This window comes from Pedobacter frigoris, from assembly GCF_032678645.1.
Classification (GTDB): Bacteria; Bacteroidota; Bacteroidia; order Sphingobacteriales; family Sphingobacteriaceae; genus Pedobacter; species Pedobacter frigoris_A.
The window spans coordinates 62,231-84,738 of record NZ_JAVTSP010000002.1 but is presented as its reverse complement, the minus strand read 5'-3'; the positions used below and the strand labels follow the sequence as shown (position 1 = coordinate 84,738).

Here is a 22,508-nt window from a genome sequence, read left to right as displayed (position 1 = left end):
TGTGCAAAATTGTGAAAAAAATATCGGATTAAGGTATGTTGGGCCCAACAGTTTTGGCTCTGTAGATGTCGATCAGGTTTCTGCCCAGGCCATCATAGTCTAGGCCATAGCCTACAACAAATTCGTTAGCGATCTCAAAACCAACATATTCCAGCTCGTCAATTGGTGTTTGCAGTGCCGTTGGCTTTAGTAAAAGAGAGCACACTTTAACTGATGCGGGATTTTGTTTATAGACCTCGCCAAGGATATATTTGAGCGTAAAGCCCGTGTCAACGATATCTTCAACGATAATAACATCACGATTATGCAAGTCCTCTGGCAACCCAAAAGTTTGTTTTATGGTTCTGCTGCTCTCTGTGCCTTCGTAGGATGAAACTTTGACGAACCCAATTTCACAAGAGATATTGATTTCTTTCAACAGATCGGCCATGAATAAAAAACTGCCATTTAAGACACCAATAAATATGGGGCAACGATTTTCATAATCCAAATTGATTTGAATGCCAATCAGGCGCGTGCGTTTGGCTATGTTGTCATTTTCAAGAAGCAATTCGAATGCTTTGTCGGCTACCTGTATGTTGTGCATATATCGTTATTAGGGTTGGGCTGATTCCTTTTTCTGAGCTTCCAGCAACTTTTCCTGCTCTTTTTCTTTCCTGCGCTGTTCTCTTTTCTCTTCCCTAAGTTCCTTCCTTGTCTTTTTCACCGTGTCCACCTTTACAGGAGATTTGGAAAGCGTATCCTTTTTAGATCCACCCCCAAACAGACGGTCAAATAATGTTTTAGACTGATCCTGAGTTTCAATAACAGGCATTGGGTCTTCGCTGTCAAAAGCATTTGTATCAATCGAGGTAGAATCAGGTAATAAGTATTGTCTTAGACCCTCTCGTAAATGAACATTATAAAATCCATAACCACTCGTATCTGAACCAGTTAGGCCTCTTTTAGCCATGATGTTGCCGATGTATTTGAAATAAGGGTACAGGTAATCTTTAAGGCCTCCGTCGCCCCTGAACTTATATAACGCAATTTTTGGTCTCGGGACAATGTTGGCCAGGAATATGCCTTCTCCAATATTTAATTCATAAGGGTTTTTTCCAAAATAGTAGCGGGTAGCTTCTCCGATTCCGTATACATTCTGTCCCATTTCTATGATGTTAAAATACACTTCCAGCATTCTGTTCTTGCTGATCAGGTGATTGTTCTCTATCAGCCACACAATTAAAATCTCTTCCGCTTTACGGGCAAGTGTTTTTTGTCGGCTCAGGAAGACATTCTTCACCAGTTGCATAGAGATCGTACTTCCTCCCCGTACAAAACGCTTCTCTTTAAAGTTCACTGCAAAAGATTTTCTTATGGACTCCTGCACAAATCCTTTGTGAGAGAAAAAGGACGGATCTTCGGACGTCAGTATGGCATTTTTAAAGTTACTTGAAACCTCTGATAATGGAGTATAGTTCGGATTAGAAGGGCCTATGACAATATTTCTTACGGGCTTCCCTTTTTCATACGGAGTATAAACAAATTCCTTGTTGATCTTTTGAAGGTTTGTCTTTCCCCATTTCAGGATCTTAAAATTTGCAGGGGTAAGGCCCGAAGTAAACTTAACGCTATCTGGTTGTGATGAATCAAGGTAAAAGGCAAGGTCATATCTAACTTTTCCACTTACTTTAAGTCCTTCCAGAGATTCAAATAGACCCTGAGGAAAGGAATTCAGTACTTCCTGTGCATCTTGTTCCGGTGCAAGCAGCTTAACTTCATATATTTTATTCGGAGACAGGGTATATTTCAGGTAAGGATGAATCTGCGCGTTTTTTAAAAATACAGTTGAACTGCTATCCAATGCGACATAATTTGGTCCTATAAGCATATTCGCATCAATCTTTGCATCAGGCACAATAATGTCGTTTGATGCAATTTTAGGGTGATTAATAAGCAGATTTTTCACAGACCAGGAACCTTCTATCTTAAAATCATCACCACTATAATCTGCATTTTTCATTTCCGTTCTAACGGTATCAAAACTGAATTTTGCGTGAAGTTTATTGTTCAGGTAATCTAGCTCAACCTTTTTATTGTCGGCAAATAACACAACATCCAGTTGCTTTTTACCGGGCTTTACAGTGCCATTGACATGCCATGTAGCTGCGGTATCATTTACCTTAATTGTAGACTGCAGATCTCCTCCGTCAATGGTTGCTGTCGTTGTTAGAAAAGATAAATGAGCCGTATCGTTATCATTTATGGCTAGCATGAGGTTTTTAACCTCCATGTCATCCGGGATTTTATAAAGTACCTGGTTCAACAGATTGTGTGCAAGATCAGCGAGGTCTACTTTGTCTTTCTTTTCCTGATTGTCTTTCTTTTTACGTTTAAGTATAAAATCCAGGTTACTCAAAGAATCCCTGAACACTACATTTACTTTTCCGTCATTGAGGATCAACTGGGCAAGTTTTACATCACCAAAAATAAGAGGAAACAGCTTTACGCCGACAATCATATCAGATATTGTGGTTAGCGTATCCCTGTCTTTTGGTACCACAGAAATGTTTTTCATGTGTACCGTGCTTAGACCGCTAAAACTGGCTTCGCCTATTTTTACCTCTAAACCATAGCTCTTATCGGCCTTGTCAATCGCCTTTGCCATCATTTTTTTCAATAGCGCTTCCCTCTTGGTATAAGCGATAGATCCCAGGACAATACAAAGCAGAAAAAAGCCCCCTAAAACCCACGCTCCAATCTTTAGGTATTTTTTAGGGATGTTAACTTTTGGAAGATGCATGCTGTAAATTAGATATTTAATGCTAAACGTAAAAAGCAAATGTTTATTTCGTGTTAAAATTACACTTAAAAACCCTAAAGTCAATTAATTGTGGCCTTGTTTTGTTAATTTTGGGCAATGATTATTAGTCCGGAACAAGTTCTCGCTGCCCTTAGAAATGTTGAAGACCCTGATCTTAAAAAAGATCTGGTGACTTTAAATATGATTAAGGATTTAAAAATAGCCGATCAGCAGATCAGCTTTACCTTAGAATTAACTACCCCTGCATGCCCTATGAAGGACATGTTGAAAAATGCTTGCCTGAATGCGATAAAGCATTTTGTGAGTCAGGATGCGGAAATAACGATCAATATTACGGCAAGAGTTACAAAACCAATGGATACCAATCAGCTGAAAGACATCAGAAATATCATCTTAGTATCTTCTGGAAAGGGAGGTGTTGGCAAGTCTACTGTCGCCAGCAATCTTGCTGTTTCACTGGCTGCCGGGGGTGCTAAAGTAGGACTTATAGACGCAGATATTTATGGCCCTTCTGTACCAACTATGTTTGATCTGGTAGGTGCAAAACCAAGTGCCAGGGAAACAGAAGAGGGAAAAACATTGATTTTGCCAATAGAAAAGTATGGTATAAAATTGCTTTCTCTAGGTTTCTTTGCTGATCCTGACCAACCTGTGCCATGGCGCGGGCCAATGGCATCGAATGCAGTAAAGCAACTATTTAATGACGCAGACTGGGGTGAATTGGACTACCTTATCGTAGACCTTCCTCCGGGAACAGGAGATATCCATATTACCATCACTCAAGGATTTCCCATCACCGGCGCTGTGATTGTTACTACACCACAACAGGTTGCTTTGGCGGATACTAGAAAGGGTCTTGCTATGTTTAAAATGCCAGGAATCAATATTCCGGTTTTAGGGGTCATCGAAAATATGGCTTACTTTACGCCGGAAGAGTTGCCTGACAATAAATATTATTTGTTTGGAAAGGACGGAGGTAAAGCACTTGCAAGCTCGTTTGATGTGCCGTTTTTAGGGGAGATCCCAATTGTTCAGGGAATTTCAGAGGCGGGAGATAAAGGAGAACCAATTGCCTTAAATACAAACAATATCATATCTGCAGCCTTCACCCAAATTGCAGGAAAAGTAGCACAGCAGATCGCGATTAGTAACGCGCAAACTGCTAAGTCATAAATTTTTACTATTTTTATACTTTAAAATATAACCAATGAATTTAACAGAACAAGTTGAGCAAGCATTAGAAACCATTCGCCCTTATTTAATCGCAGATGGTGGCGACGTTGCAATAGAAGAGATTACGGAAGACAAAGTGGTTAAATTAAAATTATTAGGCAATTGTGGGTCTTGCAAAATGAGCTTTATGACCATGAAAGCCGGTATTGAACAGGCCATCATGAAAGCTGTTCCTGAAATCACTTCAGTTGTTGCGGTTAACCTTGCCGAGCCGGTATAGGCTTTTTAACACAATTTAACAAGCCAATTGTTATAAATAGCGCTATTATTGTATAATGAAGTATACGCTAACCATTATATTGCTTCTTTTCTTTTCTTCATTATTTGCACAGCAGGTAAACAGAGAGAAGAAATTGATCCAGTTTTCGGGAATCATCACCGATGTGGATAGCGGCAACGTTGTGCCTTATGTAACTGTGACCAATCTCAACAACAACGATCAGAAGTATGCGGCGAATTATAAAGGGTTCTTCTCTTTTACGGCGCATGCAGGAGATAGCATTCTATACACTGCTGTAGGTTATAGGGACTATGTGTTTGTGATTCCTTCGGCAATCAATGAGTCTAAGTTTACGACTATGATTAAGATGAAATCAGAGATTGTAAACCTGCCTATGGTAAGGGTGTATCCCTGGGCTACCGTAGAAGAATTTACAAGGGCTTTTATGGCAATGAAAGTTGCAGATGATGATTATTCCATCGCTGCAAAAAACCTTTCCAGACAGAGCCTCACAGGGATGATTCAGGCCCTGCCAAGAGATGCAGGAGAGATCTCAGGGACAAACTTCAGGTTTAACCACGATAAGGCGCTGAACAAGAATATGGTGCAGACCAATCCATTGTTAAACCCTTTTGCCTGGGGTAAACTGATGCAGAATATTTTCAAAGGTGATCAGAGCCGTAGTGCAGAGAATTAACGTTTCCTGCTCTGGTTAGGAAAACGCATCTTATAATCCGCTTTTATATTTCCTTTAGAGATTGCTGTCAACTTGCTTTTCAGCATTGTTTTACGAAGCGGGCTCAGTTTGTCTGTGAATAACGTACCTTGTATGTGATCATATTCATGCTGAATCACACGTGCGGGCATTCCTGTTACTTCTTCTTCATGAAGCTCCCAGTTTTCATCGTAATACCTGATCAGCACATTTGGCTTACGCATTACATCTTCACGGATGTCAGGAATGCTGAGGCAACCTTCATTAAAAGCCCATAATTCTCCCGTTTCTTCCAGGATCTCTGCGTTGATAAATACCTTTTTAAAGCGATTTTTATCGTCTGCACCCGTGTCAACGATAAATAATCTGATAGGAAGACCAATTTGAGGTGCCGCCAAACCAACGCCACTGGCATGGTACATGGTTTCAAACATATTAGCGATCAGCACTTGTAAGTCAGGGTAATCCTTTTCAATAGGAGTACATACTTTCTTCAAAACCGGGTCCCCGTAAGCTACAATTGGTAATTTCATCAGAATTAATTATGCTGTTAATAGTTGCTGAAGAATCATGAATGCTATTCCGCTCATGATGTTTCATGGGACAAAAGTACGAATATTACCCTAAAGGATAAAAAGTTAGGGTGCTCAAATTGCTTTCATCTAACATTTCGTTCGCAATATTGGCAATATCAGCAGTGCTTACCTGCTGTATTTTACTGAAAACAGTTTGTAAGTCGTCAATCCTGTCGTAGTCAATCAGACTCTTTGCCATGGATATAATTAAACCGATCCGGTTTTCTTCGCCCAGGGCAATTTGTCCGATAAACTTATTTTTTGCTTTTTGTAGTTGCACTTCAGTCAGCGGGTGATCTTTGATTTTTTTGAACTCCTTAAAAATTAAAGACCATGCTTTATCTATCTTTTCTTTGTCCGTCCCAAAGTACAGTGTAAAAATCCCGGTATCGCTTAAAGGACTGTATCCGGATTCTATTGTATAAGCGATACCATATTTTTCCCTGATCTGCAGGTTCAGGATGGAACTCATACCTGTGCCGCCAAGCAGATTATTTAAAAGTAACAACCCGGTTTTGTAAGGATGATGAAGCGAATATGCCTGCATTCCCAAAACAGCATGAGCTTGCTGGATGGGCTTATTTAATATCTTTATGACTACCGGAGCCTTTTCGGGTGCTATTCTTGAAGGAGTATACAGGTTGGCTGGGATATCCGAATAGTGTTTTGTTCCTATTTTTACAACCTTATTCAGGGCATAGTTCCCCAGTACAGCAATAACAATGCGGTCTGTATGATAATTGTCTTTTATGAATTGTCGGATGTCTTTTTTTGTAATCCCAGGCACACTTTCTGTAGTTCCCAGGATATTTCTTCCAAGGGAATGCCCTTCAAATACCAGGTCTTCAAAGTCATCATAGATTGCCTCCTCCGGTTGATCGAGATAAGATGCAATTTCATCCAGAACCACACTTTTTTCTTTATCCATTTCATCTTCCGGAAAAATAGAATGAAAAACGATGTCGTTGAACAACTCTAATGTACGGTCCAGGTAAGGATTGAGAAAGGAAGCATGAATACAGGTATACTCTTTGGTGGTGTAGGCATTAAGGTCTGCACCCACACTTTCAAGCCTGTTTAAGATTTGGTTGGTGTTCCGCTTCTCTGTACGCTTAAAAATCAGGTGTTCTATAAAATGTGCCAGACCAGCCTGATCCTCCTTTTCATCTCTCGAACCACTGTTCACGATGATGCAAGCATGAGATATTGCAGATGCTGAAGGCACATGAAGTAACCGGATGCCGTTTGATAAAGTATGAACGTTATATTCCATTAGCGGGCAAAGGTACACAGAAAAATATCATGCGGTTATAATTTTTCAGTATCTGGATAGCTCAGGTTTAATTCATCGATGATTTGCTGTTTTGCCGGCCTGCTTATTAAAAGAAATAAAAAGGGGATTGCCGTGGCGAGTAAAAATGCGCTATTGGAAGTCGTTAAAAATGCTACAGTATTCATCAGTGCGGCGCCTTCTAAAATGGCCGAACGGATTAAAAATGCTGTTTGGTACTTTGTTATTTTTTCATCCACCGAAGGGCTGTCCGTTAGCTTGCTAAGCTGCTTTTTAAATAAAAAGGATGCAATAAAGACGGCGAGCACAGCAATTACAGGGAATAGCGGAAAAAAAGGCGTTGGCTGCTCTAATTTAAGATTTAGGTACATACTGTCTTTGACGAGGAAAAAAGTAACAAGGCCGAAGTTGAAAACTGCGATGCAGAAGGCAATGTGTATAATCTGCAGTGTTTTTATTTTAGAGTCATTCATATAAAAAAATAAAATTAGCGTGTATATGTGTATTTAAAAATTGCTGCTGGCACCACCGCCGCCAAAATCGCCGCCACCAAAACGAGTCCCCTCGGCTGGCGCTGTTGTTCCGGAAAATGTTTCAGAGACAATCAGCGATTCTATTTTCAGTTTATCCATTATATTCTCTTCGTCAACGATTTCATAGGTAAAACCATGCTTTGGCGTCTTTAAATACTTCATAATGCCATAAGCAGCCAATAATAAGGCCGCACCAACAAGGGTCAGCGTGGCTTCTATTGGCATTAGGTGATAGTAGTTTCGGAAGGTGAATGCTGCTGCGGCCACCAGAAGCAATCCAGTTCTGAGTAGTATTACATCCTTCTTTTTAATCCCTGCGCCGATGTATACAAAAGGCATAACAATGGTCCATGTCCAGAAGAAAGGAGCGAAAGGAACCCCTGGCGTTTTTTCAGAGGCAACATCACTGCCAAGTGTTTGCACTACAAAGTAATTTCCCGCCAGGTACAACACGAGTAAACTTAGTACCTGCAGCGCCATCAGACAATTGGAATAATGAACGGTTACTGCTTTATGCCTGCCCAAGCGACACAACAGATAGCTTCCCGCGGTTATCGCCATCATTAAAAAAGGCATTGTGGCCAGTCCCCATCCCGGAACCTGGTTCCACAGGATAAATATAAAGGCAATGAACGACAGAAATGTAGCCGCAGTCATTAATACATCTGCAAAACGGAGACTGAAATAGCAACCAAGAAGAACCATAAACCCCGCTATGGCCAGGTCCTGCTGCGCCATATTGCCTGCATCTGTATACAGATAAAAGGCAGATAAGATCAATCCTGAAGATATCCAGATCAGGGCATCGTCTACACCTGATCTAAAGTGGTTCATGTTTTTAATGACAAACTCAAGTGCAATGTAAGCCATGATACCTAGAAATAGGAAATATCCGGGCTTTACAATTAGCTTGGTATCTATGAGGATCAGGGTAACTAATCCAAATGCAAAAGAAATGATAATACATGTTAAGAGAAACAGCCCTACACGGATAAAAACATTGGGGCTATAAAACCCAACCGGATACCTTTCCATAACATTTTTCAGCTCCCCATCAGTTAAATTACCCGATCTGTACTCTTTTTCAACCTGCTCCTGAACCAGTAAGTTATATAGCCAGTTTTTACGATAAGCGATCATTTTGCCTTGAGTTTTTTGTTGAGGTTGATCAATACCAGCACCATTCCGATCGCTGAAACAATAAAATAGAGGAAGGTAATATAAAGGGCACCCTCATTATCCAGGGTTATTAAACCACGTACCACCAGCGCACTCAGTGCGATATAGCTATAGAGTACAATCAGGAGGATAAAGTAAAAAGATTTATGCTTCATTGCATCTGTATAGCAGTAAAAGGCAAGGATGAACAGCGTGAAAAGCCAACCTATTGAAAAGGGCTGTTCGTATTTGTAGAAGTAGCCGGATAACAATGAGATAAAGGCCATATGTACTCCAAAATGTAAATAAGTAAATCTAAAGTGTCTTTTAACGGCAAATTTTTCAGAAAAATGAGCTGCGGCAATTAGCAGGAGACCGATACCAAAATAAGTATAGATAAGCCTTTCACTATCGAAATCATTTTTATAAAGCAGGTAAAAAGGGGTTACGGTCACGCCCAGCCACAAAGCAAGGTTGGTAATCGCCAGACTCAAAATCCCCAGATGGTCGTAATCATAAGCGACATAAAACAGCACCAGCATAGGAATAAAAGTCGCCAGACCATAATTCTGTCCGAAGACACCGTACTGGGCTTGTAGATATCCAAGGAAGCTTAAAAAGCTCAGGCAACCCAATAACAGAATATAATCAAAAAGCGATCCCGGAGATTTTACCTGCGCTTTGCTGAAAGGCTTTTTGTGTTTAAAACAATAAAAAAAACATCCGGCAGAAATCGCTGCGATCATCAACAGGATAACCTGGTGCCCAATGGTATCTATGTTCTTATAAATCAGAATTCCAAGGCCAGTGCTGAGCAGCATTACACCAAGGTACAAAACCGTCTTTATCTCCCAGTGTACGGAAAACAAAAGGTTTGCCTGTTTTTGCCTTATCTTTTCGTAAGATTCCGGAGTGATGAGGCCTTCATCCAGCAGCCTTTTGCTGTATTGCGTATTCATAGTTGGATTGCGTTTTAATCATAGGATAACTCAAGTATACAAAAGAAGACGGAGAAATCTGCATGTCTGTCAATTTGACAACAAAAACAATTTGGAATGGGCATTGATAGCTTGGCTATGTACTTAAAAATGAGTTAACATATGAGCATAGAAGAAAAAGGAACCATATCCATTCACACGGAGAACATTTTCCCAATCATCAAGAAATTCCTGTATTCAGACAATGAGATCTTTTTAAGAGAGCTCGTTTCCAATGCCGTTGATGCGGTACAAAAAATTAAACGCCTTGCGGCACTTGGACAATACAGCGGAGAGTTGGGCAATCCATTAGTTGAAGTTGCGGTTGACAAAGAAGCCAAAACGATTACCATTAGCGACAATGGTTTGGGCATGACTGCAGAGGAGATTAAAAAATACATCAATCAGGTCGCCTTCTCAGGAGCAAGCGAATTTGTAGAGAAATTCAAAGATGCCAAAGATGCCAATGAAATCATCGGAAAGTTCGGTTTGGGCTTTTATTCGGCCTTTATGGTGGCTGATCTTGTAGAGATCCAGACATTATCTTACCAGGATGGTGCAGAACCGGCACGTTGGGTATGTGACGGAAGTACTTCATTTGAAATTACTGCCGGCAACAAAACCACACGCGGAACGGATATTATTTTACACATCAATGGGGAGTCTGAGGAATTCCTGGAAAAAAATAAACTGGAAGAAATTCTGGATAAATATGGTAAATTTTTACCGGTGCCAATTAAGTTTGGAACCAAAACTGAGCAGGAGCCTGATGGGGAGGATGAAGAAGGAAAACCTAAAACCAAAAGCGTTGAGGTTGATAACATCATCAATACCACCAACCCCATCTGGACAAAAGCGCCTGCAGATTTGTCAGATGAAGATTATCTTTCATTCTATAAGCAATTATATCCTTTTTCAGAAGATCCTTTATTCTGGATCCATCTGAATGTAGATTATCCATTTAACCTGACCGGGGTTTTATATTTCCCTAAGCTTAAAAACGATTATGAATTCCAGCGTAACAAAATCAAATTGTTCTCACGCCAGGTCTTCATTACAGATGAGGTAAAGGACATCGTGCCGGAGTTTTTAATGTTATTGCACGGTGTGATTGACTCACCGGATATCCCGTTGAACGTTTCGAGAAGTTTCCTTCAGGCTGATAGCAACGTGAAAAAAATCAACAGCTACATCACCAAGAAGGTTGCAGATAAATTGCAGGAATTATTTAACAAAGACCGTAAAAGCTATGAAGACAAATGGGCTGACATCGGTCTGTTTGTAAAATATGGAATGGTGAGTGAAGAGAAATTCTATGACAAAGCTAAAGATTTCGCCCTGCTTACCAATACTAAAGAGGAGCATTATACGCTGGACGAATACCGCGACAAGGTAAAAGATATTCAAACGGATAAAAATGGACAGCTGGTATATATTTATGCCAATGATCCTGCGAAACAAGACAGCTTTATACAGTCGGCCAATAAGAAAGATTACGACGTATTGTTAATGAATTCTCCGATTGACAATCATTTCGTAAGTCAGCTGGAGCAAAAACTGGAAAAAACCTCGTTAAAACGAGTGGATTCAAGCGTGGCAAGTCAACTGATCGATAAAGATGAAAACCATGAATCTGTGCTTTCTGAAGATCAGTCTAAGCAGGTGAAGGAAATCTTTGAAAAAGCGATTACTAAGCCAGGTTACAGCGTAGAGATCGTTGGACTGAACCCTGAAGAACTGCCTGTTACTGTGACCATGGATGAGTTTATGCGCCGCATGAAAGACATGGCCGCAATGGGCGGAGGCATGGGCTTTTATGGCAATATGCCCGATAGCTATAAAGTAGCGATCAACGGAAATCATAAGCTGATTGGAAAGATCCTGGCCTCAGATAAATCGGAGGATCAGGCCTTATTGGCAAAACAAGCAGTTGATCTTGCTTTGCTTGCTCAAGGCATGCTGACAGGAGCGGAACTTACCGCATTTGTCAGCAGAAGCGTTGAGTTGATCTAAGTAGATCTTAAATCACGGAAAGGGGGCTGATCGTATAACGATCAGCCCCCTTTCCGTTTTATTTGCATTTGGTTGTAGCGTTTTCAAATCTTATGTCGTTTAAAGGAAAAAAGAGTTAATGGCCATTAACCTATTGTTTCATAACCTTTAAAAAAAGTACAAATAAGATTATCATGAAAATTAAGACTTTAATTGCCGCCGTTACGCTATCAATGGCACTTGCATCATGTTCAAAAGATGACGATAATTATACGCCTCAACCGATCTCAGGAGTAAGTGTTTACCATGCTTCACCAACAACTGAAAAACTGGATTTTTATGTTGGTACCAACAAGGCCAATCAAGCTGATTTTGCATTTGGTAATAAAATAGAATACCTGAACGTATACTCAGGAGAGAGACAGGTAACCATCAAGAAAAAAGGCAATGATGCCAGTGTATTAACTGAAAAACTGTCATTTGAGCCTCAAACAGGATATTCTCTTTTTGTTGCAGATAAATTTGATGCCGTGAAATTCCTATTGGTAAAAGATGACCTTACAAAACCTGCCGCAAGTAAAGCCAGAGTACGTTTTATCAACTTGAGCCCGGATGCCCCGGCACTGAACTTAAGTATTGCAGGAAAAGATACTGACCTATTTACTAACAAGTTATTTAAAGAGTATAGTACCTTTGAAACAATTGATGCAGCAGACAAAGTGACTTTCAATGTTAAAAATACAACCGGAGGTGCACTGGCAACATCAATTGCGGACGTTAAAATAGAATCAGGTAAAATTTATACCATCTGGGTAAAAGGCTTAGTTGCTGCAACGGATGATACTAAAATTGGCGTTGTTGTTTCAGAGCACAAACTGTAGCACAACCCGGGCCGGTTCTGTTTGGATGAACCGGCCTTTATTCTTGCAGTAAGAAGGAATGATTAAACTTGATGACGCTATAGCGGGATGTTTAAGAAATGAGAATAAGAGTAAAGAAATGGTCTATAAATCATTTTATGGCTATTTAATGGGCGTAATTTTGCGTTATGTAAATGACCGGAATGACTCCGAAGAGCTGGTAAATGACAGCTTTATCAAGATATTTAAGGGCATTGCCCAGTTTAATGCTCCAAAGGATAATACTGAACTGCAAAGGGCTTTCAAAGGCTGGATTGCAAGAATTTCATCGCGCACTGCTATAGATTTTTTAAGGACAAGAAAGGTGTATACCTCTGTAGACGATATTTCAGAGGATCAGCAACCTTTAACCAATGTAAATGCCATTTCCCAACTCAATGTACAGGATATTTTAAGATTATTGGAGGCATTGCCTGAAACACATAAATTAATATTCAACATGTATGAAATCGAGGGATTTTCTCATGATGAGATATCAAAAATGTTGAATATACCAGAAAGCTCAAGCAGGGTATACCTGACAAGGGCAAAAAATAAATTAAGAGAATTGTATTCAAAAACTTTAACCAACACATATGCAGCCAACTGAACATATGGACCCATCTGAGGATGAGCTGATTGCTCACATCAGGCAAAGTCTTGCCGGACATGAGGAGGCTTATGTTACCGGTGCATGGGAGAAATTTAATAAGGAAGAAGATCGGAAAAGACCGTTACTGTGGCTCTGGAGCTTAAGTGGTGCTGCTGCAGTATTGCTGATCTGCGCCGGACTGTTTTTGTTTGTAAATAAAAATCCTGACCATGAACAGGGGAAAAAGAATGGTACAACAGCTATTGTAAAAATACCTCCAGCAGTAAAAAGAATTGAAAATCCTATCGAGACTAAAGGAACGAAAGCACAGCAAGCAGACATCATTGTTAGCGGGCCTGCAAAAGTGAGCCGGGTTTCAATAACTAAAGCGGAAAATAATTCAGCCGCTGCATACCCTATATCTATCTCTAACGTTGACCCTGCATCTGCCCTTGCGGTTAATAAACCTGTGAACCAGCCTGTAAACAATGACCCTGTAGCTGCCGGGCCAATAAAGGACGATACTCAAGTAAAACCTAAAAATAATTCAGCTGACCCCTTTTTAAAGCAGGGAGCAATTGCTTCGGCTAACAATAGTCCAAAAGATCTGAGCAAAAGAAATGCAAAATGGGAGATGGGAGTTATGGTGGCTCCATCTTTTGGTAACACCAAAAAGCTCCATATGGGATATGGTGTAAGCATGGCTTATGCGCTTTCAGATAAGATATCTCTGAGTTCTGGTATTGCCTATAATGAGATGGCAGCATCAAAAGACATATCTGGTCCGGTATCAATGGGCATAGCCAAAACAAAAGACATACAGTCTACCGAAGCCAAACTAATCGGTATCGATATCCCATTGGAAATTAAATACCACCTGAGCAAGAATGTATATGCGAATGTTGGTGTTTCTGCCTTTGCTGTATTGGATCAAAAAAGAAACAATACTTATCTCGAAGACAAAATTGTTCAGAATTCATATGTTGCCGCTGATGGCTCTGCCCGTTCTGAAGCGTATGCCGTAAGCGAAAAAGTAGTGGAAGAAGCCCCTGTCGAAGCTGAAATTAAGAACGGAAGATACCTTGGCTTTTATAATTTCTCTATAGGATACAAGCAAAAAATCTCCAAAAATAACTCAGTCTCCATTGAGCCTTTCATGAAATTGCCGATGAAAGAGGTGACAAAAGAAAATTTAAGAATGCTTGGTACTGGCGTAAGGTTGAAATTTGATTTTTAAATCTGCAAATTGCAGACCGAAATAAATAGATACTACAATGCAACAACCATTCGACATTACTATAGGAAATATTGACTATGCAGTCTTTCCCGAAGGAAATGATACTTATGTGATTTTCAAAGAAGGAAAAGAATACGTTCACATTCAAAAAGACACAGATACCCAATGGTTAAAACTGGATGCAGAAACAGCAACTCCAATATTTGAAACCGACGATGAAATCAATAGCATAGGCGCAGCCATCCTAACCTATGTCCCTGAAGAGGAAGAAGAGGAGGAGGATGACCTGTACGAGGATTAAACTTTAGCCAGACCAGCTGCTGCGGTCGAGACTCCGGTAATGTATTGCTTCAGCCAGATGCTCCAAAGCGATATTTTTACTTCCAGCGAGGTCGGCAATGGTTCTCGATACTTTCAGAATCCGGTCATATGCCCTGGCAGATAATCCCAGCTTTTCCATCGCATTCTTAATCAACACCTGTCCGGATTCTTCAATCTTACAAATGTTGCGCACCATATTTGGACTCATCTGCGCATTGTAATGTATAGATTGGTCCGCATGAAACCTTTCTGTCTGAACTTGCCTGGCGCTGATCACCCTTTCCCTGATGAAACTGCTTTTCTCTGTCTCAATTGCAGAAGTAAGCTCGTCAAAATCTACGGGGGTTACCTCAACATGCAGGTCTATCCGGTCTAACAGTGGCCCAGAAATTTTGCTGAGGTATTTTTGAACCACCCCCGGCGCACAGGTACACTCTTTTTCCGGATGATTAAAAAATCCGCATGGACATGGGTTCATCGATGCGATAAGCATAAAACTCGCGGGGTACTCTACACTGATCTTCGAGCGGGAGATCACCACATTTCTATCCTCCAGCGGCTGCCTCATTACTTCCAGTACACTGCGTTTAAATTCAGGGAGCTCATCCAGAAAGAGGATACCATTGTGCGCAAGAGAGATTTCTCCGGGCTGCGGATTGGCACCTCCACCGACAAGAGCGATGTCTGAAATCGTATGGTGAGGACTCCTGTATGGCCTTTCTGTCATCAATGAATCCGCAGCATTTAGCTTTCCTGCTACCGAATGTATTTTGGTGGTCTCCAATGCTTCCTGAAGACTCAAAGGAGGCAGAATAGTAGGTAGTCTTTTCGCCAGCATGGTTTTTCCTGCTCCCGGCGGACCGATCAATATTAAATTATGCCCGCCTGCTGCGGCTATTTCCAGCGCGCGCTTTATGTTCTCCTGACCTTTTACATCAGAGAAATCATGCGCATAGCTGCTGACTTTATTGAAGAATTCGTCTCTTGTATTTACGATCACGGGAACCGGTTGTTCAGTGCCATTGAAAAAGCCAATCACGTCGCTGAGGTTACGCATTCCATAAATAGTAAGGTCATTTACAATCGCAGCTTCCCTTGAATTATCCCTTGGCAGAATGAACCCCTTAAAACCCGCTTGTCTGGCCTGTATGGAAATAGGCAGGGCGCCTTTGATGGGTTGCAAACCACCGTCTAAGGACAGTTCGCCCATGATGAAGAAGTCTCCGATCTTGTCGGCTTCCAGTTGCCCTGAAGCCGCCAAAATGCCAATAGCAATAGGGAGATCATAAGAAGAACCTTCTTTCCGGATATCTGCGGGGGCGAGATTGATGACAATCTTTTGCCTAGGCATTTTTAGCCCGGCAGACTGGATCGCACTTTCTATCCTCCTCAAACTTTCTTTAATCGCATTATCAGGCAGGCCAACAATATGGTATCTCGTTCCTGCGCTGATGCTTACTTCAATAGTTATGGTGAGTGCATTTACTCCGAAAACAGCACTTCCATACGTTTTAATCAACATAAATTAAGAGTGATGGTACACGCTAAATTCTGCAGATAAAAACGAGAGTGGTTGAAAAAGTAAATGTTTATTTATTACATTCTTCCCTGAGGCATTTTAGGCATGTTTCTCATCATCTTAGCTGCAGCTGCAGGATTCGAGAATTGTTTCATCACCTTGCGCATGTCTTCAAATTGCTTGATCAGTTTGGTCACCTCTTCTATAGAAGTTCCCGATCCTTTGGCAATACGCAAACGTCTGCTTTGCTGAATGCTATCCGGGTTCTCACGCTCAAACTTAGTCATCGACTGGATTACCGCCTCCACACTTTTAAAAGCATCATCCTCAATGTCCACGTTTTTCATCATTTTACCGACACCGGGAATCATACCCATCAGATCCTTCATGTTACCCATTTTCTTGATCTGCTGAATCTGGTTATAGAAGTCATTGAAGTCAAATTTGTTCTTGCGGATTTTTTTCTGAAGTTCTGCAGCTTCTTTCTCGTCGAACTGCTGTTGTGCACGCTCAACAAGGGAAACCACGTCACCCATCCCCAAAATACGTGAAGCCATCCTTTCAGGATAGAACACATCCAGGGCATCCATCTTCTCACCGGTACCAATGAATTTGATCGGCTTGTTTACAACAGATTTGATAGACAAAGCCGCACCACCACGTGTATCACCATCTAATTTGGTCAATACAACCCCGGTAAAGTCCAGCCTGTCGTTAAATGCTTTTGCTGTGTTAACCGCATCCTGCCCGGTCATGGCATCAACAACAAACAGGATTTCGTGCGGTTTAGTGTTGTCTTTTACGGCAGCGATCTCGTTCATCATCTGCTCATCAATAGCCAGACGACCTGCCGTATCTATAATGATTACATTATTGTTTTGTTTTTTACCCTCAGCAATACCTTCCATGGCAATGCCTACCGGATCTTTTGAGTCTCTGTTGGTATATACAGGTATGCCAATCTGCTCTCCTAAGATCTGCAATTGGTCTACCGCCGCCGGACGGTACACGTCACCCGCAATCAGCAAAGGTTTTTTACCTTTACTTTTCAGGAAGTTGGCCAGCTTTCCGGTAAATGTGGTTTTACCCGCACCGTTCAGACCAGCGATTAATATGATAGTAGGATTATTTTTAAGGTCAAGCTCCGTAACCTCGCCACCCATCAGGGCAGTAAGCTCATCGTTCATCACCTTGGTCAGCAACTGACCCGGAGAAACCGCCGTAAGTACATTTAAACCTAAAGCCTTTTCCTTAACCTCATCTGTAAAACTTTTTGCTGTTTTATAATTTACGTCGGCATCCAGTAAAGCCTTACGGATTTCTTTCATGGTTTCGGCCACGTTGATCTCTGTAATGCTTCCTTGTCCTTTTAAAACTTTAAATGCACGGTCTAACTTATCCTGTAAATTCTCAAACATTTTCTTTAATGCTTAGTGTTCAAATTTTTGTGAGCCCCAAAGTTATTAATTTTGAGGGAAAGCAAAGCTAATATTTTATAGTAATCAGCCAAATCGGCCGCTATTAAATATTGCTTTATCTTGGGAAGGTAAAGCCAAATCCTAATGAAAGATTCTGGCTTGCCTGTACTTCCTTGTCGGAATCTTTGTCAAACAACCCTACTCCATTGATTGTCACGTTCATAAACTTGTTTATGCGTGATTTTAATGTCACATCAAGGCGGTGGTCTATGTGTTCCAATTTCCTGTCGTAAGGAATAAACATATTGTACCTGGCATAGAGGAACACATTCGTGAAAATCTGTTTCTCACCAAAAGTACTGGTCACCTGGAAGGCCAGCTCATTTCTAAATTTTTTGGTTGAAGGGACACCGTAGTAGTCGGCTTTCTTACTGGTCGGGTTTCTTGCGAGTTCAGCGTCGATGAGGTCATCCATACTGGATATGAACGTTTGTTTCGCTGTTCCCGTACCTAAACGCGTCGAAAAATAACTCACCGGTTTGTATTCAAAACCTATAGATTCTGTGATATAGCCGGGCGAGAAAAACTTCGAGATCAGTTGTTTCTGTTCATTGTTGTCTTTATCCCGGTAGTAGGCAAAACCATTGTCGAACTGAGTTTCAAAAGTCACAGATCCGAAGAAGAACCAGCTTTTAGAAAGTTGGAGGTTGGCCTTATTATCCCAGAAAATCCTGTCCTTGGTTTTCTTTTGCAACTGATCTTTGTTTTTGATCTTACCGTATTCCATCCTTAACTCTGTGGTATAGCTATAACTGTCTTTACTATAGGCAGCTTTATAGTTTACCAGTCCACCAACAGCCATGGAATTCACTCCACCACCTTTCCAGTTGTTTGAAAATGCACCCTGATTCACATCAATCCCAATCGAGGTCGATGTTTTCCAGTAATTCACTTTCTCGGAAACCACAACAGGTGCAATTTGCACCGGTTTAAACACGAGTGCTCCTGTCCTTGCCGGTAGGGGACTACGTTTCAGCTTGATCTCCAGTCCTTTTGTGTTGATGGGAACCGTATCAATTTCCTGAGCAAACAGGCTTGATGAGGAGATAAACAGTAATAAGAGGCAGATATTAAAACTCTTCATTATTACAAAGAAAAACAAAAATGTGACTTATTAAAAGTTTATTGGTAAACTAATTACAAAAGCAACAGGCAATTAGTCTTTTTTCCCAAGAAAACGAACCCAGGAAAACAGCTTTCTTTCAGTCAGATAAGCAAGATTTCGGTCATGGATATAGGCCTCCCTTTCAAAGCAGATGTTAAAATAGGCGAGGTAGTGATTTTTGTACCGCAGCAGGTTGATTAGGTAGTGTACAAAGTAAAGCAGAAAAAAAGGCAGAATAAGCAGTTCCAGTTGCTGTCTGAAATGAATACGCTCATGATTTACCAATATCGGATCCAACTTAAAACGACGTTCCTTTATCAATATAAAAGGAAATATTGCCATCCCGCTTGCAGGGAGCTTAGGGAATATCAGAAACAAAGGCCTCAAAAGGTTTCAATATTTATCTTGGGCAGTGGAGGCAGCCTGAAAGCTTCAGGGTTCCGCTTATAGCTCGCATAGCTATTTTTAAGAAATACGACAAAGGCATAGTCGGAAGCCGACAAAGTAAATTCGTAGGAAGGACGATACTGGCTCATGAAATCTTCCGCCTCATAATCACCGATCTGTAGAACTTTTTTCACGTAGTCCGGTTTGAAACGATAGTCTATAATCGCTTCACGATAATCGCGCTCCAGGATCTTTTGCAGACGCCGGGCGTTTTTCCCTTCCCTGCTCAGTAAGTTGTATATGGCATCTATCCCCAGACCGGCTCCTCCCAGACCGAGATTCAGCAAATCCTTGGCCTTACCCTTATCCAGTGCATATTTATATTCTTTAAAGGTCTTGTCGAACTGCTCTTTAGGCGTCATTTTTTTTCCGGTGATGGAAACCTCACGGAGGTTGATGCCCAGGGATTTCAATTGAAAATAAACAGACTTCTGGCCTTTATAAACCAGGGTATCTACTGCATATCCCTGTAGAATTGCAAAAAGCGTATCCCCTACGGATGCTTTCAACGCAAACTCACCTTTGGGCGTGTTGTATATTCCCTCGTCTTTGCTGGCATTGTACATGTAAACTTTAGCAAGGCGCAGCTTGGAATCTTTATCCACCACAAAACCCTGTACTGTTCCGCTTTGAGCGAACAGATTCAAAGAAAAGCAGTAAAGGAGTATTACAAGGCTAAAAAATCTCATTGGAGATACAAAACTACAAGATAACTATACGTGGTTAATATACATTAACATTATTTAACTAAGATGAGTTTTTGACCAATTTTGATGCCAGTATCCGTAATGTTATTTAGTGACTTGAGCTCGTCGACAGAAATGTTGAACCTTTTGGAGATGTTGTAAAGCGTGTCTCCCTGCTTCACTGTATAAGAACTCGGTTTAAATATAGGCGTAGCCGAAGAATCAGCAACAGGCGTTTTATTCAAGTCCGGTGCCGGGATTCTCAACGTATCCGGAGTTTTTACTACTTGCTTGGAAGGAGGGGTTGCTACCGGTGTAAATTTCTTTTGTTCCTTAGGAATGTTTGCATTGATCTCTGTAAAGACTCTGTCTTCACGCTTCAGTTTCTCATTTTCAGACTCACCCTGATCATATTGATAAAGCTCATATTTGTCGATCACGTTGATCAGCAGGTCCGGGTATTTGGGATTGGTAGCATATCCGGCCTGTTTTAATCCAAGAGCCCAGTTCTTATAATCATTTTTATCCAGCTCAAACAATGCGCTATAGCGCTTGCGCTTTAAAAATTCAGAGTGGTCTTTGTAAGATTCTCTCGCATCTTTATATACCCGGAAACAATCGTCTGCTTTGTCGTCATCTTTGTAATATCCCTTTCCTTTCCAGTCGGAGGTACATTTAATGCCAAAATGATTGTTTGCATACCTAGCCAGACTGCTGTTGCCGCTGCCCGATTCAATGATTCCCTGGGCAAGCGTAATACTCGCCGGGATGCCGTACCTGTTCATTTCCTCTATCGCTACATCCTTAAAAGAGGCAATATAGCTCAGCGTAGTCTGCGATTTAAAATCAGGATTGACTTTGTTGGCTGCTTTTTCTATCTGCTTGTTATTTCTGCTGTACTTTTTGGTTTTACAGGCAGAGAAAAGTATGGCTATAATTGCAAGGCTAAGTAATTTCTTGTTCATTAGATTTTTATTTTTTGACCGGGCTTCAGCGCAGCGCTTTTCAGCCCGTTTTTCTTCATTAAAGCAGCAGCAGTTGTTCCTTTGTTTTTGGCAATGGTACTCAGGTTGTCGCCACTTTTTACGGTATATGTTTTTCTTTTTGAGGATGCCGTCTTTTTCGTTGACTTCACCGCCGGTATCACAGTCTCTATATAATCATCAGGCCGTTCATCGTACTGGAAAAGCTCATTTCTTTTGATGATCGCGATAATTTGCGAAGCCCAGGTTCTGCTGTGTGCATACCCGCCGCGCTGTATGCCCCTGGCCCAGTTTTTATAATCATACTGATCGTATTTTTCAAAAAGCGGACTGAATGATGCCCGGCTTTTAAGAAAATCCAGAAAGTGATCGTAAGACTCGTTAACGGTAGGATAATCCCGGTAAGAAGACCGGATTTCTGTATTGCTGTTGGGGCCTTTAATGCCGAAATGGTTGTTCAGATAACGGGCGATCTTACTCGTTCCGGAGGCCGATTCGTGAATGGCAACCGCCAGGATTACGCTGGCAGGTATTTTATACTCATGCATCAGCGTTTGTGCATAGCTGGCATATTCACTAATGTAGTCTGTTGTCGTTTGTGCTTTGGTGCCAAAAGAAAGCAACATTATACCGAGCCAGGCAGACAGTATCGTTTTTACCATGCTTTATTTTTTTCTGATGATAAATAAACCATCTCTAACCGGCAGGATCAATTTTTCCACACGATCATCTGCCGCTATTTTATCATTAAATGTAGTGATATTCCGGGTGTCTTTGTCGGGATTGTTGTTGAGTACTTTTCCACTCCATAGCACATTATCCACAATGATGAGTCCGCCTTTTCTCACGCGATCAAAAACCATATCGTAATAAGTGCCGTTGTTTTTCTTGTCGGCATCTATAAACACCAGGTCAAAAGTTTCGTCCAGGGAATTGAGCGTTTGATTGGCATCGCCTAAGATGTACCGGATCTGCTCATTATAGTCAGATTGCGCAAAATTGCTCCGTACCATTTCTTCCAGCTCCTCGTTGATATCAAGGGTATACAGCAATCCATTTTCTGCTAGACCTTCGGCCAGGCAAATGGTCGCATATCCGGTAAAAGTTCCTATTTCAAGAATCCTCTGCGGACTGATCATTTTACTGAGCATGCTCAGCACACGGCCCTGATAATGTCCGGAAAGCATTCTCGGCATCAGTACCTTAAGATTAGTTTCCCTGTCTATATTTTGCAATAACTCACTTTCCGGTTCGCAATAACTCAGCAGTAATTGTTGTAAATCGTCGTTGATAAGGCTCATAATTTTAAGTTAAACGGTGCTCCTCCATAAAATATTGCAGTATTATGGTTGCCGATATGGTATCTACTCTTTCCTTGTTCTGGCGGTCCTGTTTTTTTAACCCGCTTTGCATGATGGTCTGATGTGCGAGTTTCGAGGTAAAGCGCTCATCAATCCAGTGCTGGGGAATATGCGGATATTTTTTTTTTAATGTTCTGGCAAAACCTTTTACATGCTGGGCAGAATCAGAGGGCGAGCCGTCCATTTGTTTCGGATCACCAAAAACAAAAGCTTCCACCTCTTCATTTGCGAGGTACTTTTTTAAAAACTCCATGATGTCCTTCGGATGAATGGTGTCCAATCCCGTCGCGATGATCTGCATTGGGTCTGTAACGGCAATTCCGATTCTCTTGGTGCCGTAATCAAAAGCTAAAATCCTGCTCATAAATTGGTAAAGGCTAAAG

General features: G+C 41.1%; 24 protein-coding genes. 8 read left to right on the top strand and 16 right to left on the bottom strand.

The window, feature by feature from the left end; translation table 11 throughout:
- Window positions 1–28: 28 nt before the first annotated feature.
- Together hpt and R2Q78_RS06740 are read right to left on the bottom strand one after the other, a co-directional pair.
- Window positions 29–586 carry a hypoxanthine phosphoribosyltransferase gene (gene hpt, locus R2Q78_RS06745; protein ID WP_316790139.1) on the bottom strand — a complete coding sequence of 186 codons (558 nt, stop codon included), beginning with the start codon at window positions 584–586 and terminating at the stop codon, window positions 29–31.
- A 9-nt stretch (window positions 587–595) separates the two neighbouring features.
- Window positions 596–2,782 (bottom strand): biosynthetic peptidoglycan transglycosylase, encoded by a 2,187-nt coding sequence (locus R2Q78_RS06740; protein WP_316790136.1) that lies wholly within the window; start codon window positions 2,780–2,782, stop codon window positions 596–598.
- Between the two features lie 117 nt (window positions 2,783–2,899).
- On the opposite strand from R2Q78_RS06740, the gene R2Q78_RS06735 reads away from it, so the two are divergent.
- From R2Q78_RS06735 to R2Q78_RS06725, 3 genes are read left to right on the top strand one after another with little or no spacing between them, the layout of a single operon-like run.
- Window positions 2,900–3,976 carry an Mrp/NBP35 family ATP-binding protein gene (locus R2Q78_RS06735; protein WP_316790134.1) on the top strand — a complete coding sequence of 359 codons (1,077 nt, stop codon included), beginning with the start codon at window positions 2,900–2,902 and terminating at the stop codon, window positions 3,974–3,976.
- A gap of 34 nt (window positions 3,977–4,010) precedes the next feature.
- The gene (locus R2Q78_RS06730) at window positions 4,011–4,256 is read left to right on the top strand and encodes a NifU family protein (protein ID WP_136836724.1); all 246 of its coding nucleotides are present in this window, start codon (window positions 4,011–4,013) and stop codon (window positions 4,254–4,256) included.
- A 55-nt stretch (window positions 4,257–4,311) separates the two neighbouring features.
- Window positions 4,312–4,953, top strand: coding sequence for a hypothetical protein (locus R2Q78_RS06725; protein WP_316790131.1), 642 nt, complete (start codon window positions 4,312–4,314; stop codon window positions 4,951–4,953).
- Here the strand turns inward: R2Q78_RS06725 and def are convergent.
- The 5 genes from def to R2Q78_RS06700 all read right to left on the bottom strand — a co-directional run bounded on the left by def (window position 4,950) and on the right by R2Q78_RS06700 (window position 9,487).
- Window positions 4,950–5,504, bottom strand: a complete 555-nt coding sequence (gene def, locus R2Q78_RS06720) for a peptide deformylase (RefSeq protein ID WP_316790130.1) — start codon at window positions 5,502–5,504, stop codon at window positions 4,950–4,952. The genes R2Q78_RS06725 and def overlap by 4 nt on opposite strands.
- Before the next feature lie 85 nt (window positions 5,505–5,589).
- A complete protein-coding gene (locus R2Q78_RS06715; protein WP_316790128.1) occupies window positions 5,590–6,819 on the bottom strand; it encodes a pitrilysin family protein in 1,230 nt (409 codons plus the stop codon).
- 35 nt (window positions 6,820–6,854) lie between these two features.
- Window positions 6,855–7,310, bottom strand: coding sequence for a hypothetical protein (locus R2Q78_RS06710; RefSeq protein ID WP_316790126.1), 456 nt, complete (start codon window positions 7,308–7,310; stop codon window positions 6,855–6,857).
- A gap of 33 nt (window positions 7,311–7,343) precedes the next feature.
- Window positions 7,344–8,510 carry a hypothetical protein gene (locus R2Q78_RS06705; RefSeq protein WP_316790124.1) on the bottom strand — a complete coding sequence of 389 codons (1,167 nt, stop codon included), beginning with the start codon at window positions 8,508–8,510 and terminating at the stop codon, window positions 7,344–7,346.
- Window positions 8,507–9,487 (bottom strand): DUF2157 domain-containing protein, encoded by a 981-nt coding sequence (locus tag R2Q78_RS06700; protein WP_316790122.1) that lies wholly within the window; start codon window positions 9,485–9,487, stop codon window positions 8,507–8,509. The genes R2Q78_RS06705 and R2Q78_RS06700 overlap by 4 nt, the downstream gene beginning before the upstream one ends.
- A 141-nt stretch (window positions 9,488–9,628) precedes the next feature.
- Here R2Q78_RS06700 and htpG point away from each other — a divergent pair, with 141 nt between their 5' ends.
- The 5 genes from htpG to R2Q78_RS06675 all read left to right on the top strand — a co-directional run bounded on the left by htpG (window position 9,629) and on the right by R2Q78_RS06675 (window position 14,526).
- Window positions 9,629–11,518 carry a molecular chaperone HtpG gene (gene htpG / locus R2Q78_RS06695; RefSeq protein WP_410478480.1) on the top strand — a complete coding sequence of 630 codons (1,890 nt, stop codon included), beginning with the start codon at window positions 9,629–9,631 and terminating at the stop codon, window positions 11,516–11,518.
- A 173-nt stretch (window positions 11,519–11,691) separates the two neighbouring features.
- A complete protein-coding gene (locus tag R2Q78_RS06690) occupies window positions 11,692–12,378 on the top strand; it encodes a DUF4397 domain-containing protein (protein ID WP_316790121.1) in 687 nt (228 codons plus the stop codon).
- Window positions 12,379–12,436: 58 nt separating this feature from the next.
- Complete coding sequence (locus R2Q78_RS06685) at window positions 12,437–13,006, top strand: RNA polymerase sigma factor (protein ID WP_316790120.1); 570 nt, start codon at window positions 12,437–12,439, stop codon at window positions 13,004–13,006.
- Window positions 12,993–14,225, top strand: a complete 1,233-nt coding sequence (locus tag R2Q78_RS06680; RefSeq protein WP_316790119.1) for a hypothetical protein — start codon at window positions 12,993–12,995, stop codon at window positions 14,223–14,225. Before R2Q78_RS06685 ends, R2Q78_RS06680 begins: the two co-directional genes overlap by 14 nt.
- Before the next feature lie 37 nt (window positions 14,226–14,262).
- On the top strand, window positions 14,263–14,526 hold the full coding sequence (locus R2Q78_RS06675; RefSeq protein WP_316790118.1) for a hypothetical protein: 264 nt from the start codon (window positions 14,263–14,265) through the stop codon (window positions 14,524–14,526).
- Between the two features lie 3 nt (window positions 14,527–14,529).
- Here R2Q78_RS06675 and R2Q78_RS06670 read toward each other — a convergent pair whose 3' ends face one another.
- The 9 genes from R2Q78_RS06670 to ruvX form a co-directional block, all read right to left on the bottom strand.
- Window positions 14,530–16,068 carry a YifB family Mg chelatase-like AAA ATPase gene (locus tag R2Q78_RS06670; protein ID WP_316790116.1) on the bottom strand — a complete coding sequence of 513 codons (1,539 nt, stop codon included), beginning with the start codon at window positions 16,066–16,068 and terminating at the stop codon, window positions 14,530–14,532.
- Between the two features lie 74 nt (window positions 16,069–16,142).
- The gene (gene ffh / locus R2Q78_RS06665; RefSeq protein ID WP_316790114.1) at window positions 16,143–17,483 is read right to left on the bottom strand and encodes a signal recognition particle protein; all 1,341 of its coding nucleotides are present in this window, start codon (window positions 17,481–17,483) and stop codon (window positions 16,143–16,145) included.
- A 115-nt stretch (window positions 17,484–17,598) separates the two neighbouring features.
- The gene (locus R2Q78_RS06660) at window positions 17,599–18,627 is read right to left on the bottom strand and encodes a DUF3078 domain-containing protein (RefSeq protein ID WP_316790112.1); all 1,029 of its coding nucleotides are present in this window, start codon (window positions 18,625–18,627) and stop codon (window positions 17,599–17,601) included.
- A 72-nt stretch (window positions 18,628–18,699) separates the two neighbouring features.
- On the bottom strand, window positions 18,700–19,035 hold the full coding sequence (locus R2Q78_RS06655; protein WP_316790110.1) for a hypothetical protein: 336 nt from the start codon (window positions 19,033–19,035) through the stop codon (window positions 18,700–18,702).
- Entirely contained in the window at window positions 19,032–19,742 is a 711-nt protein-coding gene (locus R2Q78_RS06650; RefSeq protein ID WP_316790108.1) for a hypothetical protein, read from the bottom strand. Before R2Q78_RS06650 ends, R2Q78_RS06655 begins: the two co-directional genes overlap by 4 nt.
- 92 nt (window positions 19,743–19,834) lie before the next feature.
- Window positions 19,835–20,746 (bottom strand): glucosaminidase domain-containing protein, encoded by a 912-nt coding sequence (locus tag R2Q78_RS06645; RefSeq protein ID WP_316790106.1) that lies wholly within the window; start codon window positions 20,744–20,746, stop codon window positions 19,835–19,837.
- Window positions 20,746–21,426, bottom strand: coding sequence for a glucosaminidase domain-containing protein (locus R2Q78_RS06640; RefSeq protein ID WP_316790104.1), 681 nt, complete (start codon window positions 21,424–21,426; stop codon window positions 20,746–20,748). Before R2Q78_RS06640 ends, R2Q78_RS06645 begins: the two co-directional genes overlap by 1 nt.
- Window positions 21,427–21,429: 3 nt before the next feature.
- On the bottom strand, window positions 21,430–22,065 hold the full coding sequence (locus R2Q78_RS06635) for an O-methyltransferase (protein WP_316790102.1): 636 nt from the start codon (window positions 22,063–22,065) through the stop codon (window positions 21,430–21,432).
- A 4-nt stretch (window positions 22,066–22,069) separates the two neighbouring features.
- Window positions 22,070–22,489, bottom strand: coding sequence for a Holliday junction resolvase RuvX (gene ruvX, locus R2Q78_RS06630; RefSeq protein ID WP_316790100.1), 420 nt, complete (start codon window positions 22,487–22,489; stop codon window positions 22,070–22,072).
- Between the last annotated feature and the right edge of the window lie 19 nt (window positions 22,490–22,508).

What these genes read in the sequence shown, in the direction of transcription:
- R2Q78_RS06725 (WP_316790131.1), top strand. Translation starts at nt 4,312, where the DNA reads ATGAAGTATACGCTAACCATTATATTGCTTCTTTTCTTTTCTTCATTA.
- htpG (WP_410478480.1), top strand. Translation starts at nt 9,629, where the DNA reads ATGAGCATAGAAGAAAAAGGAACCATATCCATTCACACGGAGAACATT.
- R2Q78_RS06690 (WP_316790121.1), top strand. Translation starts at nt 11,692, where the DNA reads ATGAAAATTAAGACTTTAATTGCCGCCGTTACGCTATCAATGGCACTT.
- R2Q78_RS06740 (WP_316790136.1), bottom strand. Translation starts at nt 2,782, where the DNA reads ATGCATCTTCCAAAAGTTAACATCCCTAAAAAATACCTAAAGATTGGA.
- R2Q78_RS06670 (WP_316790116.1), bottom strand. Translation starts at nt 16,068, where the DNA reads ATGTTGATTAAAACGTATGGAAGTGCTGTTTTCGGAGTAAATGCACTC.
- ruvX (WP_316790100.1), bottom strand. Translation starts at nt 22,489, where the DNA reads ATGAGCAGGATTTTAGCTTTTGATTACGGCACCAAGAGAATCGGAATT.
- R2Q78_RS06700 (WP_316790122.1), bottom strand. Translation starts at nt 9,487, where the DNA reads ATGAATACGCAATACAGCAAAAGGCTGCTGGATGAAGGCCTCATCACT.
- def (WP_316790130.1), bottom strand. Translation starts at nt 5,504, where the DNA reads ATGAAATTACCAATTGTAGCTTACGGGGACCCGGTTTTGAAGAAAGTA.
- R2Q78_RS06635 (WP_316790102.1), bottom strand. Translation starts at nt 22,065, where the DNA reads ATGAGCCTTATCAACGACGATTTACAACAATTACTGCTGAGTTATTGC.
- R2Q78_RS06730 (WP_136836724.1), top strand. Translation starts at nt 4,011, where the DNA reads ATGAATTTAACAGAACAAGTTGAGCAAGCATTAGAAACCATTCGCCCT.
- R2Q78_RS06675 (WP_316790118.1), top strand. Translation starts at nt 14,263, where the DNA reads ATGCAACAACCATTCGACATTACTATAGGAAATATTGACTATGCAGTC.
- ffh (WP_316790114.1), bottom strand. Translation starts at nt 17,483, where the DNA reads ATGTTTGAGAATTTACAGGATAAGTTAGACCGTGCATTTAAAGTTTTA.
- R2Q78_RS06660 (WP_316790112.1), bottom strand. Translation starts at nt 18,627, where the DNA reads ATGAAGAGTTTTAATATCTGCCTCTTATTACTGTTTATCTCCTCATCA.
- R2Q78_RS06705 (WP_316790124.1), bottom strand. Translation starts at nt 8,510, where the DNA reads ATGATCGCTTATCGTAAAAACTGGCTATATAACTTACTGGTTCAGGAG.
- R2Q78_RS06680 (WP_316790119.1), top strand. Translation starts at nt 12,993, where the DNA reads ATGCAGCCAACTGAACATATGGACCCATCTGAGGATGAGCTGATTGCT.
- R2Q78_RS06640 (WP_316790104.1), bottom strand. Translation starts at nt 21,426, where the DNA reads ATGGTAAAAACGATACTGTCTGCCTGGCTCGGTATAATGTTGCTTTCT.
- R2Q78_RS06645 (WP_316790106.1), bottom strand. Translation starts at nt 20,746, where the DNA reads ATGAACAAGAAATTACTTAGCCTTGCAATTATAGCCATACTTTTCTCT.
- R2Q78_RS06710 (WP_316790126.1), bottom strand. Translation starts at nt 7,310, where the DNA reads ATGAATGACTCTAAAATAAAAACACTGCAGATTATACACATTGCCTTC.
- hpt (WP_316790139.1), bottom strand. Translation starts at nt 586, where the DNA reads ATGCACAACATACAGGTAGCCGACAAAGCATTCGAATTGCTTCTTGAA.
- R2Q78_RS06735 (WP_316790134.1), top strand. Translation starts at nt 2,900, where the DNA reads ATGATTATTAGTCCGGAACAAGTTCTCGCTGCCCTTAGAAATGTTGAA.
- R2Q78_RS06715 (WP_316790128.1), bottom strand. Translation starts at nt 6,819, where the DNA reads ATGGAATATAACGTTCATACTTTATCAAACGGCATCCGGTTACTTCAT.
- R2Q78_RS06685 (WP_316790120.1), top strand. Translation starts at nt 12,437, where the DNA reads ATGATTAAACTTGATGACGCTATAGCGGGATGTTTAAGAAATGAGAAT.